Source organism: Chitinophaga sp. 180180018-3, from assembly GCF_037893185.1.
Lineage (GTDB): Bacteria > Bacteroidota > Bacteroidia > Chitinophagales > Chitinophagaceae > Chitinophaga.
In genome coordinates this window covers 5,056,993-5,075,929 of sequence record NZ_CP140772.1, presented here as the reverse complement: position 1 = coordinate 5,075,929, position 18,937 = coordinate 5,056,993, and the positions used below count along the sequence as shown (strand labels likewise).

Annotated in this window: 9 protein-coding genes; 2 read left to right on the top strand and 7 right to left on the bottom strand. The window is 50.0% G+C overall.

The genetic code is table 11. From position 1 onward, the window contains the following. Positions 1–107 precede the first annotated feature (107 nt). Positions 108–1,664 carry a SusD/RagB family nutrient-binding outer membrane lipoprotein gene (locus UNH61_RS19670; protein ID WP_326993701.1) on the bottom strand — a complete coding sequence of 519 codons (1,557 nt, stop codon included), beginning with the start codon at positions 1,662–1,664 and terminating at the stop codon, positions 108–110. 19 nt (positions 1,665–1,683) lie between these two features. Next, the gene (locus tag UNH61_RS19665) at positions 1,684–4,794 is read right to left on the bottom strand and encodes a SusC/RagA family TonB-linked outer membrane protein (protein ID WP_326993700.1); all 3,111 of its coding nucleotides are present in this window, start codon (positions 4,792–4,794) and stop codon (positions 1,684–1,686) included. A gap of 258 nt (positions 4,795–5,052) precedes the next feature. On the opposite strand from UNH61_RS19665, the gene UNH61_RS19660 reads away from it, so the two are divergent. Next, entirely contained in the window at positions 5,053–9,135 is a 4,083-nt protein-coding gene (locus UNH61_RS19660) for a two-component regulator propeller domain-containing protein (protein WP_326993699.1), read from the top strand. Positions 9,136–9,193: 58 nt separating this feature from the next. On the opposite strand, the gene UNH61_RS19655 is transcribed toward UNH61_RS19660, so the two are convergent. The 4 genes from UNH61_RS19655 to UNH61_RS19640 are packed head-to-tail and all read right to left on the bottom strand — an operon-like array spanning position 9,194 to position 16,036. Then, positions 9,194–11,974, bottom strand: coding sequence for a hypothetical protein (locus UNH61_RS19655; protein ID WP_326993698.1), 2,781 nt, complete (start codon positions 11,972–11,974; stop codon positions 9,194–9,196). 41 nt (positions 11,975–12,015) lie between these two features. Continuing rightward, positions 12,016–14,181 (bottom strand): HEAT repeat domain-containing protein, encoded by a 2,166-nt coding sequence (locus tag UNH61_RS19650; RefSeq protein ID WP_326993697.1) that lies wholly within the window; start codon positions 14,179–14,181, stop codon positions 12,016–12,018. 15 nt (positions 14,182–14,196) lie between these two features. Continuing rightward, positions 14,197–15,831 (bottom strand): hypothetical protein, encoded by a 1,635-nt coding sequence (locus tag UNH61_RS19645; protein WP_326993696.1) that lies wholly within the window; start codon positions 15,829–15,831, stop codon positions 14,197–14,199. 34 nt (positions 15,832–15,865) lie between these two features. Beyond that, positions 15,866–16,036 carry a hypothetical protein gene (locus tag UNH61_RS19640; protein WP_326993695.1) on the bottom strand — a complete coding sequence of 57 codons (171 nt, stop codon included), beginning with the start codon at positions 16,034–16,036 and terminating at the stop codon, positions 15,866–15,868. Between the two features lie 234 nt (positions 16,037–16,270). Between UNH61_RS19640 and UNH61_RS19635 the strand changes: the two genes are divergently transcribed. Then, positions 16,271–17,413 carry a TlpA disulfide reductase family protein gene (locus UNH61_RS19635; protein WP_326993694.1) on the top strand — a complete coding sequence of 381 codons (1,143 nt, stop codon included), beginning with the start codon at positions 16,271–16,273 and terminating at the stop codon, positions 17,411–17,413. Between the two features lie 81 nt (positions 17,414–17,494). Here UNH61_RS19635 and UNH61_RS19630 read toward each other — a convergent pair whose 3' ends face one another. Further along, positions 17,495–18,907, bottom strand: coding sequence for an MFS transporter (locus UNH61_RS19630; protein WP_326993693.1), 1,413 nt, complete (start codon positions 18,905–18,907; stop codon positions 17,495–17,497). Between the last annotated feature and the right edge of the window lie 30 nt (positions 18,908–18,937).

The window sequence follows — 18,937 nt, the reverse complement described above, 5'->3', positions numbered from 1 at the left end:
TCAGGAATGTGGAATTAAGAAACAGCGCGAAGAAATTAGCGATTTGATCATCAACCGCTAATTTCTTCGCGCTGTTTCTTAATTCCACATTCCTGATTCTTAATTCATCAGTTCTTATCCCACCACAGCGGCGTTGTTATCTTATCCGGGCCTTTCAGCAGATCTACAGCGGGCCCCATGGCAGCTGAATTGTTGTCGAATTCCTGCTGGAGGAAGCTAAGCCGGCGTATCCATTGCTTGGATGGGTCCGTTACGTCCGGGTTATCGGAATTGGCGATCGGGTAGAGACTGAAGCTCTTGCTTCTGCGGTAATCCGCCCAGGCTTCGCAGCCATCCGGGAAGAGTGCCAGCCATTTCTGCATAGAGATTTGTGCCTGTTGCACGGCCGGATTCACCGGATCAAATAATACAGGGAAGCTTACCAGCGCCGGCGAATTGAGATAATCGCCCGGTGCAATAGCCGGTGTAATGCCGTTGATGTAAGCCGTGATAGTGGTATTATCAGTGATCCCCCATTGTTTGAGCGACTGGGTGATACCGGACTCATACAGGCTTTTAGGTGTACCGCCCATATTCCAGCCCAGCAATGCTCCTTCTGCACGCAGAAACCAGGCTTCTGCCGAACACATGACGTTCTGGGGAGTGATCTGGAAATCGGTAATGCCGCCTGCTGCAGGGGAGCTCCAGCGGGCGCCTACATGCGAATTGGCTTTTACGCTGTTGGCCGGCAGGGTAAGCTGCGTAGCCGTGAGGCCATTGCGCAATCCTTCGTAGGTACCTGTGTTTACCGCAGGCAGGAAGTAGATGGGCATGCGGGGGTCTTTGTAGCCTTTCAGTACCGATTCCATCGCTGCACTCATGCGGAACTCGTTCCAGTCGCTCATCTGAGCAAGACCGTTGATATCGCCTCCGTTCAGGCTTTTCTGAAGCAGTGCATCATCATCCGGACTGGCCGCCATCACGCCCGCTGCATAGGCGGCTTCTGCTTCCGTTTTGGCCCTTACCGGGTCTACTTTGGAAATACGCAGTGCCAGCCGCAGGCGGAGTGTGTTCGCGAATTTGATCCATTTGTCTACTTTACCCCCGAAGATAATATCGTAGGAAGAGAAAGGTGTTTCGCCGGTTTTTGTTTTCAGCACATTCACGGCGGTGGTCAGTCTCTTGAAAAAATCATCATAAATTTTATCCTGCCCATCATAAGGCACGGAGGTACCAGGCTGCCCTACTTTAAAGTAAGGGATAGGCCCCCAGTAATCCGTGATCCGGTGAAAAGCCAGCACCCACACAATATTGGCCAGTGCGTACTGGGAAGAGTTAGGATCTGTTTGCGCAAAAATAGTCTGCAGCTGCGGCACCACGCCGGTGTATAAACGTAGCCAGGCAGAATTGAACCAGTCGGACCGCATCACATACCGGTCAGATGGGAACGACGTGGATTCACAGGCAAAATACTGCGCGTACTGGTCGGCATTCAGATTTTGCGCTACCTGGTAGCTGGTGCTGAACATGGCCTGATCTTCCGCCCTGGTAAACAGAAAGGGAAGCTCGCCGGCGCCCGGGTTTACGATGGCATTGGCATTGGTATTTATCTTCTCATACTTCTTCGTACAGGCGGTAAGCGTTAGCAGGAAAAGGCTGATGCTATATATGGACTTTCTTTTCATTTTTCGTTAGTTTTAGTTTTTAGAAACTTGCCTTCAGGTTAAAGCCCCAGCTGCGGGTAGAAGGAAGGTTACCGTATTCAACACCCTGGTAGTTGCTGTTGGCCAGGCTCAGCTCTGGATCAAACCACATTTTACGTTTACCCACACCCGGTATATCCAGCAGCGAGCTGCCCCTGTAGATCCACGCAAGGTTACGCGCTACTGCAGACAATTTCAGCCCTTTGATAAAGATGTTCTTAGGCAACGGAATGCTGTACCCGAAGGATACTTCTCTTACGCGGAAACTGGTGGCATCATAAGCAAAGAATTCTGCTGCTCCGTAACGTTTGCCGGAAGCGGTTTGCCAGAAGTCCTGCGCACTGATGGTATTGGTTACCTGCTGCTTGTTATTATCCACGCCTCCCAGGTTCCAGCCACCTTCGCGGTATTTCGAGGTCACTTCCGGAATACCACTGAAGGCCAGGTTCATTTCGGTTCCTGAAACTACGGTACCGCCTACACGACCATCGATCAGCACGCGCAGGGAAAAGTTTTTGTAGTTGAAGGTATTGGTAAGACCCATGTTGGCTTTAGGATTGTAGTTACCAATGTAAGCGGTGGTACTGGTGATGATGGGTTTACCTGCGGCAGTAACCAGGTGCTGTCCGGCATCGTTGGTAGCCCATTTCAGACCGTATAAATCACCATAGCTGCTACCTGTTTTCACCACTACGGTAGCCACACGGGCATCTGTATTAATAGAAAAAGTTTTGATGTTATCGGACAACTCAACTACTTTGTTTTTATTGAAAGATACGTTGTAAGCAACATCCCAGCTGAAGGCAGCGGATCTTACCGGGGCGCCGGTCAGCAGGAACTCCCAGCCTTTATTCTCGATATTACCTGCATTGATGTACTGTGTCTGGTAACCGGTAGCGGAAGGCAGACTGAGCGACAGCAACTGATTTTTGGAATTGCTTTTATAGTAGGTGGCAGTCAGTCCGATGCGCTGGTCGAGCATGCGCATATCAATGCTCGCTTCTACGTTGCTTACAATTTCCGGCTTGAGGTTGGCAATCGGATAAATCGTATTGCGGCTGATCTGGCCGTTTCCGGCACTTTGTGTGAAGTTGAACGTAGCGTTGCGGATCTGTTCCTGGCCGCCATTACCTACCTGCGCATAGCTCAGACTGGCTTTCAGGAAGGAGATGGCCTTGGGCATATGTACCAGTTCGGAAATCATCACGGAAGTACCGGCTGAATAATAGGCATAGGAATAAGGAGAGGGCAGACGGGAATCCCAGTCGTTGCGGATACTTCCATCGAGGAACACGGCATTTTTATATCCCAGGGTGGCCTGCGCGAAAAGCGACTGTGTTTGTGTTCCGCCTGCAGAGGCAGTTGGATTAGGTGCTTTGGCGAAAGCAGTGCTGAAGCGGTTGGGCACACGCAATCCGTTTGCCTGCAGTGAATTAATACTGTAACGGGTGTCGTAGAAGATACCACCGGCATAATAATTCAGGTCGAAGTTTTTGCCGAAGTGGTTCTTACCTTCAAACATCAGATCGTACCACTGTTGGGTGGTGGTCATGTTACTCAGCAGATAATCACCTCCTGTGCTCAGTCCGGCGCGCAGTACTGTTCCTTCCATATACGATTGCTCCAGTTCATCCTTCATGCGGTCGAGGTTAGCCCGGCCGGTAATATTGAGCCAGTCGGTCAGCTTATATTTCGCAGATATAAAGCCCATCACCCGGTCTCTCTTGTAGTTGATGGAGGTATTATAAATCATCCAGTATGGGTTCTGGTAGATAGATGACAGCGTTGCGGGCCAGGCGGTAGCCACGGGGATACCCTGGGAGCCCATTTGCTGATAGTTTTTAGCGTTAGCCAGACTAACATTACGGGGGATCTGGTAGACGTCGATTACCGGAGAGTTTTCCTCACCATTGCGGGGAACGTTGTTGATGCGCTGGTTAATGTAGGTGACCTTGGCATCAGTAGAGAACCTGGGGCTGATTTCGTTGCTCACCCTCAGGTCTACGGTATGCCGCATCATATTGTTTTCCGGCACGATACCACCCACATTATTATTGGTATAGGAGAAATAAGACTGCATTTTTTCATTTCCTGCCGATACTCCTACATAATTATTAAGGGAAACGGCATTCCTGAAGAAGTTATGGATATTATTGGGCTGGGCAGAATAGGTATCCTGCTGGCCGAGGTAGTTGGTGAACGACTGGCCGGTCATTTTAGCGCCCCAGCTGTCGCCTACCGTAGCGTTTATGGTACCCCCCAGGCCCTGGCCATATTGGTTCTGTACCTTAGGCAGGGCAAAGGCGCTTTCAAAGGTAACGCCTGAGTTCAGGTCTACTTTAAAGCCATCCCTGGTTCCTTTCTTTGTAGTGATCACCAGCACGCCATTGCCGGCCTGGCTGCCGTACAGTGCGGCGGCAGAGGCGCCACGTAATACGGTCATGCTCTCTATGTCGTCCGGGTTTACGTTAGAGGCGCCATCAGGGCCCTGTATGCCTCCGAAGGTACTGCCGGTAACATTGTAGGTGGGGTTGGCAATAGGTACCCCGTCTACCACTATCAGGGCAGTGTTGGTACCCTGCAGGGAGCGGTTACCCCTCAATACGATTCTGGCGCCGCTACCAGGGCCGCCGGAACCCTGTGTAACGATGGCGTTGGCCACCTTGCCCTGAAGGGAGTTCAGTACGTTATTGGCATCACGAACTTCATTTAGTTCAGCCGTTTTAATGGTTTGCGTAGCATATACCAGGCTTTTTGCCTGCCGGGCTATACCTAACGCCGTTACCACTACCTCATTAATGTTCTTGGAAGCCGGCTTCAATGAAAAGGTATAACTGGCCTGATTGTCGAGCGTAGCTTCCATCTGCTCATAACCCACAAAGCTTAGTATAAGCGTGGCGCCGGGTTTGGCGCTAAGACTGAATTTTCCTTCCGGATCGGTGGTAGTACCTGTTTTGGTACCTTTAATGGTAATGGTTACCCCGGGTAAGGCAGCCCCTGTATTGTCTTTCACTGTTCCAGTGATCGTTTTGTTCTGAGCGGCGGCAATTACAGGCAGGAAGATCAATAAAAGTCCTGCCAGATTTTTTTTGATAAATCTGTCAATTAGCATTGGCATCGTTGTTTTAAGTGAAGGCGTAGTTGTTCCATTACGGAAATTATTATGCGATTTGTTTTGATTGATAAGCTCAAAATCAACTATATTTATCATGGATAGGGGCCAAAATCTTAAATAAATGGGGGGAATATTTTAAATGGATTGTCAACCGATTGATTTTCAATGAATATTTTTTGTATTTTACCACTTATATAGCGTTTAATCCGCCTGTAATTTTTATTGACCGCTTATAATCAGTGAGCAAATATGGGTATGACTGCGTTTCGGGAGCGCGATGTCAGAAAGGGGAAATGGTATTATCGGGGGAAGATTGTTCTGTTGATAATCCTGTTTTGCTGTATCGATTTAACACATGTCAGCGCGCAGAACATTGTTTTTAATCATCTTAAAGTAGAGAACGGGCTTTCGCATAAAAGCGTATTTGCCATTGTACAAGACAGCCGCGGCTTTATGTGGTTTGGCACCCGACACGGCCTTAATCGCTACGATGGCCGTAGTTTCAGGATCTATGAACATGATGATGCAGACAGCAGCAGTATTTCCAGCAGCTATGTAAGCTCGCTGGTGAGCGATACTGCCGGCAGCGTTTGGGTAGGCACCGAAGCGGGACTGGATCGCTATGATCCGGTACGGGACTGTTTTATCAAAACGCCTGTAACCGCAGGGGTTACTGCTTTGCTGATGGACAACGACGGAACAGTTTGGGCGGCCACAGCGAAGGGAGTGTACCGGTTAAAGGATAAGCAGCATAACCGGTTTACACCGGTTAACATAGGCGACGGACTGGTACGCTGTATGTTCGCTGACCATGAAGGCATTATCTGGATTGGTACTACCTGTGGCCTTATCCGGCTGAAGAAGCATGCCGGCGGCTATTGCAAAGAGGTGTTCCTGCACGACGACAATAATACCGCCAGCCTGAGCGACAACGGGATTACCACGGTAGCGGAAGATAAATACCGCCGCCTTTGGGTGGGCACGCAATGCAGTGGCGTTAACAGGTATGACCCTGCATCGCATAGTTTTGTCCGTTATGAACAACAACGGGGTAATACTACCGGCATTATTAATAATAATATCAGGAAGATATTTTCAGACCGGCTGGGCAGATTATGGATCTGTACCCAGGAAGGGCTGAGTATCATGGATCCGTTGTCGGGCAGATGTATCTCCTTTCAGCATGACCCTGTGAACCGGAAAAGCCTCAGCCAGAACTCCCTTCATAGTATTTTCCAGGACAACAACGGTTCTATCTGGATCGGCACTTACTTCGGTGGCGTAAATGTAGTACACTCGTCTGTGACCGCTTTCTCCATATGGCAGAATAATGAGCAGCATGGCAGTATTAGTAACAACGTGGTAAGCGGTATGGCGGAAGATGGAGCAGGCAACCTGTGGATCGGCACGGAAGGCGGCGGACTGAACTACTTCTCCCGGGCTACTGGTAATTTCACAGCCTATAAACACCAGGAAAATGATCCGTCGAGTATCGGATCCAATCTCGTAAAAACAGTACTGAAAGATAAGGACGGAAATATATGGGTAGGCACGCATAGTGGCGGCATCAACCTGCTCGACCCTGCCACCGGAAGGTTCAAACACTTCGCAGGCATGGGAACTGCTGAGGAGCTTTTTAACACCGAGGTAGGCGCATTGATGGAAGACAGCCAGGGGCGCTTCTGGTCCGGCTGGCAGAATGGCGTAATTGTGTACCGGCGCAGGAACAGGAACCTGGAACAACTGCCGCTGCGTATTCCCGAATTACAAAACAGGCATACCACCTGTTTCCTGGAAGACCGTAAAAAGAATATCTGGATCGGTACCGCAGAAGGTTTATACCTGTATGCCGACGGGCGTTGCAAACTGATACAGAAAAACGGTATCAATTGTATCCGGGAGGATGCCCGGGGCAGGATATGGATTGGTTTGTATTATAATGGTCTTTTCCTGTACGACCCCAATACAGGCAAAGGAAGGATCTATACGGAGAAAGACGGCCTGCCGCATAGTAACGTCATGGGGATACTCGAAGATAACAGCCATAACCTGTGGATCAGTACGGAAAACGGACTGGCTGTTTTCAATCCTGATACCAATATGTTCCGGACCTATACGCAGAGCGACGGGCTGGCAGGCAATGAGTTCAATTATAATTCTTTCCTGGAAGACAGCAGGGGAGAGTTCTTCTTTGGAGGGGATAACGGTCTTACCGGATTTTATCCCGATAAAATGGGAACAAATAATTACGATGCCAACATGGTGATTACAGGTCTGAACCTTTTTAATCAGCCGGTAAAGATCAATGGCAAAGATGGTTTGCTGAAGGAAGATATCAGTCTGACCCCTGAAGTGGTTTTCCATCATAACCAGGATGTATTCACCCTGGAATTTGCGCTGCTGAACTACATCCGCCCGGGTAAGAACCGGTATGCCTACAAGCTGGTGGGCTTCGATGGATCCTGGAACGAGGTAAGCAATACAGCTGCCACTTACACCAGCCTGCCGGCGGGCGAATATACGTTTATGGTGAAGGGAGCAGGTAATGATGGCATATGGAGCCGGCCTGCAGTGCTGAAGATTACCGTACTGCCCCCGCTTTGGCTCAGATGGTGGTCGTTTCTTCTATACGGTGCGGTAATTACAGCGTTGCTATGGCTGATTTTCCGTTTCTTTTATCTCCGGGGAATGCTGAAAAAGGAGGAAGAACTGCACCAGGAAAAACTCAATTTCTTTACCAATATCTCTCATGAGATCCGTACTCATCTGACGCTGATCACTGCGCCGGTAGACAGGATCATGAGCTCCGGGGCCGCAGGCGGTTTCTTCTGGCAGCAGTTGCACCAGGTAAAAGATAATGCAGACAAGCTTTTGCGCCTCGTAAGTGAGCTGATGGATTTCCGTAAGGCGGAAACCGGGCATCTGCGGTTGCAGCCGGCTTCTCACGATGTAGTGGCATTTCTCGAAGCCATCGTGAATCATTTCCGGGAACTGGCAACAGAACGCAATATCACTATTTCGTTTAACCATCACCGTGATATCATCCCGCTCTGGTTCGATAGCTTGCAGATGGAGAAAGTATGCTTTAACCTGCTTTCCAACGCTTTCAAATTTACACCGGATGGAGGTACGATTATAGTAAGCGCAGAGCTGCGTTACGACGAAGTACGGATCAGCGTTACCGACAACGGCCGCGGGATTGCCGCGGAATATATAGATAAGTTGTTTGATAATTTTTTCCAGGGAGATGACCATGGCCAACAGAATACCGGCTACGGAATCGGGCTGGCCCTATCGAGAAGCATAGTAGAGTTGCATAAAGGAACCATCACCGTAGAAAGCCGCCCCGCTTCAGGAAACCGGGAAGGTCGTACGTGCTTTACCGTTACTATCCCCAGGAAGAGTTACATGGGCGACGCACTCGTTCCATTGCCCGAACCTGTTAAGGTTCCGAAGCGGAATAGTGCGCCTGTAATCGCGGCAACGGAAACCACCGCCGCTCCCCGGCTGAATACCATTCTGCTGGCAGAAGATAACCCCGATCTGGGGCGGCTGCTCAGGGAAACATTTGAACCACTCTACCAGGTAATCCTTTGCGCCGATGGGCAGGAAGCCTGGAAAACCGCTACAGAGCAGATTCCGGATCTGGTAATCACGGATGTGATGATGCCGGGTATGGATGGATTTATGTTATGCCATGAGTTGAAAACAGATGAACGGACCAGTCATATTCCGGTAATCATGCTCACTGCCCGTAACGGGCAGGCCGATCAGTTACACGGACTGGAAACCGGCGCAGATCATTATCTGGCCAAACCATTTAGTCCGCGTGCGCTGGAACTGAATGTAAGAAACCTCCTCGCATTGAGAGAAAATATCCGGAACGTGGCGGGCCGGCGCCTGGCATCGGAAGGCAAAGAAGAAGCTGTATCGTCTGTTGATGATATCCATACCGCTCATGATACATTGCCGAATAAGATGGATCAGGCATTTCTGCAACGGGCCATCGGTTTTGTAGAAGAACATATGAATGATCCTGAGTTTGGCGTGAATATGTTGTCGGTGAAACTGGCCATGAGCCCACCGGTGTTGTATAAGAAGCTGAAAGCGGTAACGGATATGTCGGTGAACGACTTTATCAAATCCCTCCGGATGAAAAAGGCAGCACAGCTGCTGAAGGAAAAGGAAATGGCGGTGTATGAGGTAGCATATTCAGTTGGGTATAACGACAGGAAGTATTTTAGTAAAGAGTTTAAGAAGCAGTTTGGGCAAACGCCGCAGGAAATTAAGAATAGGGAATGTGGAATTAAGAAACAGAGCGAAGATCCTGGCGATTGACAATTCAATTCAATCGCCAGGATCTTCGCTCTGTTTCTTAATTCCACATTCCCTATTCTTAATTTCCTTCCAGCTTCGCTATCGCATTATTAATCACCTCCAGCTGCTCTTTCACCTGCCTTGTATGCGGATACCTTGCTACCAGGTCTTTCAGCAAACGGAGGCCTTCCGGTCCGTCGCCGGCCTGCAAGGCTTTAGCAGCCTGCTGAAAGAGCTGTGCAGCAGCATCCTGGTCGGGATCTTTTTTAGGAAAATATTTGTATTCAAAAGTCTCCCATAATTCATTACTCCAGGGCCAGTGTTGCTGCACAATATCCTTGTTCATGCCATTGAGTATTTGTGGAAACTGCCGCCCATTGAACTCCGGCTCCATTTTTTTCAGCACGTTACATACGCCTCCGTATATATGTGCGGCTGCATCGCTTAGGGCGGCAGGCACCGGTTGTCCGTTGAGTAGCCTTACATAATCACTCCATTTCTTCCAGAAGGTGTACAGCATTCTGTCGCCCAGCGGATTGGCGGCTGTCAGCTGCTGGTAGCCATTGTATATGTTCGTCAGGAATGTTTCGAAAGAAGTAGTTTCTTTGAAAATGCTCTTTGCCCAGGCGCTGTTATAATTTCTGAACAGATGTTCCAGCACCAGGTAAGGCAGAGTAGCGGTAGCATCGGTGCCGGCTGCCGGCAGCTGACTGAATACCTGTGTGGCAAGCTCGCCTGGTTCTATCGCGAAAATGAGATTGGCCACAGGCCATTGGTTGTACGGACATAGCCAGCCGCTGTATTCCCAGTCGTTCAGATTAGTGATGCGCCGCTTCGAATTTATTTCCGGCAAATTATGCTGCATGTACTGCGCATAATGCTGTTGTGTGAAGATGTTGATCAATCGCTGGCGGTATTCCAGGTCGTTGAAACCGGCCTGCTCCAGGTACTTTCTTACGAGGTATAAACTGTCTTTGTCTGTGGATACCAGGATGTAATCGAGGCTCAGCGTTACCAGTTCCGGGGTGACCAGTTTGCCCTGTTGCATGATATTGAGTACTTGTTGCAACAGGCCCGACGACTTAGGGCTGCGCAGCAGCATGGTATACAGCTCGATGAGCTCATTCTTTTTGATCGTTCTGTTATTCCATGCATCCACGAGTAGCTGTTCCATTTCCATATAACCGCGCATGCCGTCGTTTTTCAGCATGGCGTTTTTGAAGGTCGACAAAAATGCGCCGGTCTGATCGGCTTTGTCGGCGCCCTTCAGCAGCCAGTTGGCGCCGGTAGCAGCTACGAGGTAGGGCAGCTCCGCCCTGATATCAGCGTGCTGTTCAGCAAGCTGGCCGAGCAGCTGCACCCACTGATCGAGTGGTTGCTGCGGATACCAGCCGATATGGCGGTAGAGGACACGGAATAAAGAAGGGGCAAGCTGACTGAAATCAGTTTCCAGTGTTTTCAGTATGCCGTAGATGCGATTGAGTTCATGAATATCTTTTGCCTGGTCCAGCAGCAGTCCCATACTTTTTTTAAGATCAGGATCATCAGTATAGGCGAATGTCTGCAGCCGGGCTGTTACCATTTCTTTCAGCGCAGCCGGGTACCATTTTCCTTCCAGTATGCCGCAGAACAAACGAAGCAGTGGTTGCCTGTTTTGTGCTGTTACCGTTACCTGGCAGGCTGCCTGTGCCAGCTGTACTTTCAGCGGATGGTCTGTTTCCGCAGTGCCCAACGCTACAATAATATCTTCTGTGGTGGCGGATTTCCGGCCGGTTTGCAGGAATACCTGTATCAGTGCTCCCCGCAATGCAGTGAGTGGTTCTGTTTGAATAGCCTTTGCCAGTGCGGGTTCCAGCTGATCCTGGAACTGAGCAAATTTGTTGGTGAGAAAAGGAAGCGTGGCTTCCCGTACATATGGATTAGCGTCCTGTAAGCCGCTGACAATGATTTCCGGAACATCGCTGTACTGAAGCTGTACCAGCAGCCGTATTCTAAGGCCGGCGGATGTTGTTTGTGAGAACAGCTGAATAAATTGCTGCTGCAGCTCAGGATGGGCCACGAGCCGGTCGGCCACCAGGGCCAGCAGTTCCGGTTGGTCGGGCATTTGCTGCAGCGCAGTAAAGATGCCGTTAAACAGCTCCGGATCCACCTGGCGCTGATTAGCCAGTAGCGCAATGATACTGCTCCTGACGCGAAGCGACACCTCCGCAGGAAGCAGCCGGGTGAGCGTAGTGCCGGCGATGGTGGGCAGGGATGGCATGTCAGACAGTATCCGTAACGCCTCCAGCCGCAAGGGCACTGGCTCCAGCGGATCGAGGAAATGTAGCAACAGCGCAGTGGCATGTGGTTGCGGAAGCTGTGCTACCAGTGTCAGCAACGGACCTTTGCAGGCTGCCGGGGCAAATGGAAGATAGTTACTGAGCTTTTCTATCGTTTCCGTGGTCTTATTGACACATTGCTGCAGCCCCTGTATACTGGCGATCTGTATGTAACTGTCGATATCATGTACCAGCGTTTCTATCAGTATTTCCTGTACCTCGCTCATGTGTGGCGCGAGCGATGCCAGCCGGGTTACGGCCAGGTAACGCAGTTCCCGCTCCGGTTCCAGGCAGGCTATCAGGGAAAGAGCGCTGATATATTGCTGATGGTTATTGATCCGGGAGATGTCGATGTTGCAGAGCTGCTCCAGCATAGCACCCTTCACCTGGGTACTTTCTTCTGTATTGATGGCAGCTGCAAGTTTGTCGGCGCCTTCCTGGGTTTCCAGGAAAGGACGTAGCTGTACAAGTGCTGCTAACCGTTCTTCTGTACTGCGTTCTGCAGATAAGAGTATATCGAATAAAGCAATTTCTTCCGCCATATTCTTGTTGACTAAAGATGATTAAATATGATACCTGCCAATTAATCTGCAAACCCCGGCCCATCGTCTGCAAAGCCGGGAGCCGCTGCTGCATTGCGTTGCAGAGCTTCTGCATCCTGTCCGCTGTTGCGGCAGGCGGTAATGAACTGCTCTTTGCAATCGCGGTCCTGCAGGATGCCCGGTAATTTGGCGGTTGCCGCCAGCAATTCAGGCACCTGTTCTGCAGCTGCATTTACAGAGATGTAACGCAGATAGGGCAGTATTCCGGCGGGGGTAGTCTGCCGCAACATGCGCCTGCTGAACTGAGCATCCAGCTCGTTTTTCCAAACAAGCCTGAGTAGTTCATCCAGCTGTATCATGTTGATATATTGTCCTCTTTTCTCCAGCAGCAGCCACAGTCCTTCTTTCAGTTCTTCGCAGGAAGGGTTGCTTTTCAGAGCCAGCAGGTACCATTTGAATTTAGATTCATTGCCAAGGTCGGTATGCAGCAGCTGATTGAGTGCGTAGCGGCTGAGGGTATCGTCTATCCCGGAATAGGCAGCCAGGAAATTCAGTATTTCCAGGTCGCTGACGCCGGCCTGGTACAGACTGCCAGAGGCAGCCGGATTAAGGCCAGCATACAGGATACTGTTGGCCATCGGTGGATTATCGTTGTAGAACCACCAGATATGCGGGAACACACCGCTGAAATCATGCGTCACGTCGGCTTTATGCAGCCATTGCTCCCAGTTGATGCGGGTGCCGCCATCCTGTGCAATGCTTTTTTCCTGTACTTTATTGCAGATACTGCGGATTTCCTGGTTGTTTTCGTGATCGGCGAGCCGGCTGAAAACCTGTATGGCGGCATCCGGCAGCTTTGGAATGAAGCTGAGTTTCCTCGCCAGCTGCAACCGTAGCTGGTCTGCCAGATCGCTGCGCAGCAATGCCGGCGCGGCTGCTGCTATCACGTCTGTATTTTCCCGGGTGCCCGGGATCAGCAGGATTCCCCGCAGCGCCCATTCCCGGATGGCCGGAGCCGGGGCATCGAGTGCACGCAAATACAAACTGTTTAATTCATCGCCCACATTCATTACCGTGGTAATGGCTTTCAATATGACTGTCTTGCAAACATCGTGTTGCTCTTTTTCATATGCTGCCATAAACCTTTCGAACATCATCGTATTAACGGCTACCTGCCGGCCAAGAATATCGTAAATGCCGGCCGCTATATCGGTTTGCAGATCCAGTTCCAGCAGGTTCCACAAGGCATCCGACAAGGCGCTGTTTTTTTCCGTATACGGCGCCAGCAGGTATAGCAGCTGTTGCGCTACGGTAATATTCTTTTCCGTTTGCAGGCAGTTGCAGAGGAAACTGATATTGTCTGGTGTGAGCGCAATGCTATAGGCAAATACATTCATGGCCGCCTGTCGCACCGCAGGATCCGGATCTTCCCGGAGTGCGTGCAGTATAGCATCCGTGATGGCTGTATCGCTGATACCATGTATCGCCAGCAGCTGAATACTCCATTTTCTCAGCAGCGGATTGTTATCACCCAGGATGATGTTGCGCAGGGTTTTTTCCGGAACAATGGAACGATCCACACAATAGCGCAGCACCATTTCCCGGATAACAGCAGGGGTCGTAGGCTGCAGCAACTCTTCCAGCTGCTGACGATCCAGCTGATCGTGCAGCAGGAGCCTGTTTACCAGCACCAGTTTATCTTCCGTATCCGTTTTGTTCAATATCTCCCTATAAAACTCAATATCTTCTTCACTAATGGCTACCGGAATAAGCAGCCAGGAAAGTATCAGCCGGGATACATCTGCATTCTCCTGAGATTTGTAAAAATCCATCAGCTTCCGGCGCGCGCCTGCATCATGGAGCGCAAACCTGCCAAGTAGCGGAAGTACGATATCCCGCGATTCATTTTGCTGCAGGATATCCATCAGCAGGGCAATGAAGCGGCCCTTGTCGGGAATCGCCTGTAAGCCGCCTGCCGCCAGTCTTTGCAGCATATCGGCCTGTAAGGCGGTATCGGTTTCTTCACTGAGCAGGGAAATCCATTTCTCAGCAACCGCCCGGTCATTTAAATACAATGCGGCGGACGACAGCAACGAGTACTTTGTATCGGTATCAGACAACGGCACCATATCGAGCATCATCAGGGCCTGTTCGCTGCCTGCATTACGCCGGGCTTTAATATCTTCGGTAATACTGCTCATATTCATATATCATCCAATTGATCAGGTGTTTTTTAATGTACCGGGTTTAATGCCTGACAGGGCAGTAGCAAGTGCTTCCTGCTGCTGTTCATCCAGCGGCAGCTTGATCAGCGCATCCATGGCCTTCTGGCGGGAAATGGTATCTATCATTTCATTCTTCACAACGGCCAGCAACACATCGAAACGTTTGGTAACGCCGGGGCGCAGGTAGCCATCGAGCGAAATACGTACCAGCTCACGGTCGTTGTCGTACAACAGTACATCCTCCAGCGCCGGCACAATTTGCGCGTACGTTTCTGCAGCGTTGGCGAGGATGCCTGCGCAGGTAACGCGGAACGGTGAGCCTGGTTCTGTCAGCTCGTCGCAGAAAATATCTGCCAGCTGCGGATGACGCGTTACAGACAAGGCTTTCACCTGGTTAAACAATACCTCCCGCAGTTCTTCATTGCGTTCGTTTCTGAAAAGCTGCAGCAGCGGATCGAGTATTTTTTCGATATTCACTTTGCCCAGCAACAGTTGCAATACTTTTTTGCGCTGCCCGGTGTTAGGAAGACCTTTAGCGCTGTTCATCAACTGCAGGCTGATTTGCTCGTCTCTGCCGGCATAAGGCGCCAGCATGTCGGTCAGCATGCCGAACTCCGTATCGTTGAACACGCCGGGGTTAGCCGAAAATGCGGCAGCCACCTGTGTTCTGATCTCCGGAATACGCATCAGCGGCTTGAGTTGCTGTAGCAAGGTAAGGCGAACGCCTTCCGAACGGTCGGAAGTCAGCAGTCCTGCCAGCGCCATCATCTGTTCGTTGCTGAGCTCCGGCAATTCGCCCTGTAACTGCAAGGCCTTACTGCGCACGGTTTCGTCGCCATCCTGGGAGGCGGACCAAACCAGTTGCAACAGAATATCTTCATTCCAGGGCTTTATTTTCGTCAACGCCTGCAATGCTTCCAGACGGGTGTAGGCATCGTTATCCGTGCGCAGCACCGGGATGATGACCGCCGCATAGCTGGCATCCAGCAATCGCGCACTGCTCAGGCGGGAAAGAATGCGGAACCGTATATTCCGGTCGTTTTTCACGGCCAGGTAGGGTTGCAGGGCGGCCGCCATTTTTTCGCCCCATACCGGGCATTTTTCTGCCAGCTCAATGGCCTGCAGTTGCATCAGCGTAGGTGCGTTAACGTTTTTCAGCAACGCAGCAAGCGCTGTTTCTTCCGATATCGAAGGAAGAGAAGCGATCGTATCCTGAACGGCTATACGCTCCTGCTCGCTCAAAGTGTCCTGTGCTGCCAGCTCCACGAAGAATACCGCCAGCCGCGGATCCTGGTGGATGCTATCCTGCAAGCGATAGAGCAGGGCGGTACGTGTGTCTCTGTCTTTCTCCTGCCGGTATACTTCCAGCAGCGCGTTGAATAACGCAGTGGGGTCCGGAAAACGGGACGTATTGAGGCCGGACAGGAATTGTAACAACCGGGCTTTGGTTTCTTTGTCTTTCGTCAGCGGCAGCACTTCCAGCAAGGCCGTAGTAACCTCCGGCACGTGCAGGTGCTGCGAAGCCATCTGGATGATCTGCGCCTTGATCACCTGTTCGGAATGCGGACTGCCCAAAACTTTACGGATGAGCCCCGGCAAAGCATTGTCCGGGCGCTGAGTAGTATGATCCATGCTATGATTTTTTCAATGATATAATTGACGGGCGTCAGATACCGGCTATGGCTTCGATCTTATCGAGTGTAATCACACAGCGTTTGCCATCTTCCGTTCTGATTTCAACAAATGAAGGGTAAATGTTGGTAACAATACCAGTAAGGGTATGGTGGGTTAAGAATATGCGGACAGGCAATTGTTCCGTCTGACTATTCTCTAACATGACAACTAAATAATTCAAAGCAGACATATGGTTAACATTTTGAATGACTCCGTTTCCGGCCTGGGCGTAAATATAAGTAATTCAGGAGGAACAGCGCCGCAGGAAGAAATTTTTAACGATTTGATCTAGTAAAAAAGTTCGGGGATATTTATCTACGAAATTTTCATAGATTCAGTAAAATTATATCCCATGTTACCTAAAAGCCTGATTTTTTTATTCCTATTGGGGTTGACCATGCAAGCGAATTCCCAGGTAAAGCGGGGAGATAAAGTGAGCAATTTACAGATCACTAACTGGATTGAGCATGTGCCGAAAGACAAATCACTGAAGGGGAAATTTCTGGTGGTGGATTTCTGGGCCACCTGGTGCGGGCCATGCCTGGGAGAGGTACCTCATTTCAATAAATTAACGGAAGCGAATAAACGAAATAAGCAGCTTGTATTCCTGGCTATGAGTGATGAGAAAGAAGTGGTAATCCGGCGGTTATTGTCTAAAATGCCATTTTCATCTGTAGTAGTTTCGGATACTACGGGGGAAACGTTCAAAAAATTCGGGATCAACTCTATTCCGTTCCAGGTGTTGATCGACGACCGGATGGAGGTGAAATGGACAAGTAAGGAAGGAACACTGGATGAAGATATTCTGAGGCGATTTGTAAACCGGGAGCCGATTCCGCTGCCAGAGAAGCCTGTGGTGACCGGCGAGAAGTATCTGTATGATTCGTTACAACAATACTATCAGGAGCTCTGGGCAGATGCGGGAAAAAACGAATACTTCACGATGGGACCGGTAACCAATCTGCCATTGGGGAAACATATCATCAGGAAAGGAACAGATCTTTGTAATGATGTGGTAATAGGGACAAAAGTGAGGGAGCGCCTGGCCCAGCTGTTAGGGACTTCCAGGGCAATGGTGGTATTGCCGGGTTCACTGTCCGACAGTTGTATTTCTTACTACTATGCGAGCAGGAAAAAAATATTGGACCGGGATGTGTTGGAGGCCATATTAGATAATTTGCATTTGCATATGGCAGAAAAAGATAGTTTAACTGACATAATAGTGATGGAAGTAAAAGACAGCAGCAAATTATATTTGGACGTGCCCCGGCAACCGGAGGATGTGAGCCACATTAGTACCGGTGAGGGCGGCATTATTGTACTCAAGAATAATACGCTGCCGGCCCTGGTCAGCGCTTTACAGGACCGGTTTGATTGCAATATGACAGTCAGAAATATAGATCAGTTTGGCCGGAAAGTGAATATGACAGTGAAGTCAGGCGATTTTACACAGTTGAAAGCATCGATGGAAGCCTATGGTGTGGAAGTTTCAAAGCAACAGCAATTACAGAAGGTGTATTGGTTTGAAATTAAGAATTGAGAATATAGAATTAAGAAACAGAGCGAAGGCCTAAGCGAATAACATTTATTCGCTTAGGCCTTCGCTCTGTTTCTTAATTCTTCATTCCATATTCTTCATTCTCACCGTATCCGGTAACAATGCCAGGCAAACCAGTACCACCAGCAGCAATGCGCTGCTGATATAAAGGGCCGCTTTGTAAGCTGCTATATAATCGGCTACTAACGGTGAATGACCTACGAAATAAAAAAAGATACCACCAACAGTACCCGCACCCAGCGCAATAGCCGATTGCTGAACCGTATAATACGTACCGGATGCCGCGCCTGCAAATTCATGCGGGATCCCTTTCAGAGAGAATGCCAACAGAGAGGGTAACACGGAACCGCAACCAAGTCCGTACAGGAACAGGATACTGCCGAACGTAAGTGTACCCGCCTGCGGCGTGGTCAGGAATGCTACGTGTAGCAGCAGCGAGACAATCATAATAACGATGCCGGTTTGTAATACTCTTTTGCCAAAATGATTCAGCAGCTTTACTGACAGTATAGAGGCTATCACATACCCGATCCCCTGGAATACAAAGTAGTAGCCGGCCGTGGAGGAGCTAATAGTTAGTCCGTCCTGAAAGAATACGCCGCTGATCAGGAAATAGGGTTCCTGTACCAGGAAATAAAAGATGGTAGCGATCAGGCCTATACGAAAATCTTTCAGATGAAACAGCCGGGCGTTGATGAGTGGTGCTTTGTCCTCGTGGAGTTTCCGTTGCTGGTTACGTGCAAAAATGATGAACAATACAACTGAAACTACGAGGAGCAGTATACTCCAGGCGGGCCAGCCCAGCTCGCGCCCTTGTATCACCGGGTATATCAGGCAGAAGAGAGCGGGTGTGAGTAAGGCTACACCGCCGTAATCGAATTGCCGGGAGGTGTCTCTGTTGGTTTCTTTCAGGAAGAAACCGGCCATCAGCAATGCAATGATGCCTACCGGGAGATTGATAAAGAAGATGAGCCGCCAGCCGTCGATCGTGAAATGGGTGTCGGGTAACAGGCCGCCGAGGAATTGCCCGATCACCGAGGCGGAGCCGGCGATGATGCCATAAATGCCAAGTGCTTTCATACGTTCCCTGGATTCGGGGAACAGCACCTGGATGTAGGATACTCCCTGTGGCGTCATCAGCGCCGCGCTGATGCCCTGGAAGAAGCGGGCCAGGTTTAGCTGCCAGCCGGTTTGCGACAGACCGCAGATACAGGAGCTGACAGTGAACAGCAACATGCCGGTGATGAAGATTTTTTTCCTGCCATAATAATCTCCCAGCCGGCCGCCGGTGATGAGAAAGCAGGAATATCCCAGCAGGTAAATAGCGATCACCAGTTGCAGCTCGCCGTTGGTTCCGTTGATGCCCTTTTTAATGGAGGGCAGGGCTACGTTGACAATGAATATATCCAGTACAGCCAGGAAAATGGCCGACGATACAATAAGCATGGATATCCACCGTGAAGTTCTTGTTTCCATATATAATATAGATAATTCTATCTATTTTAA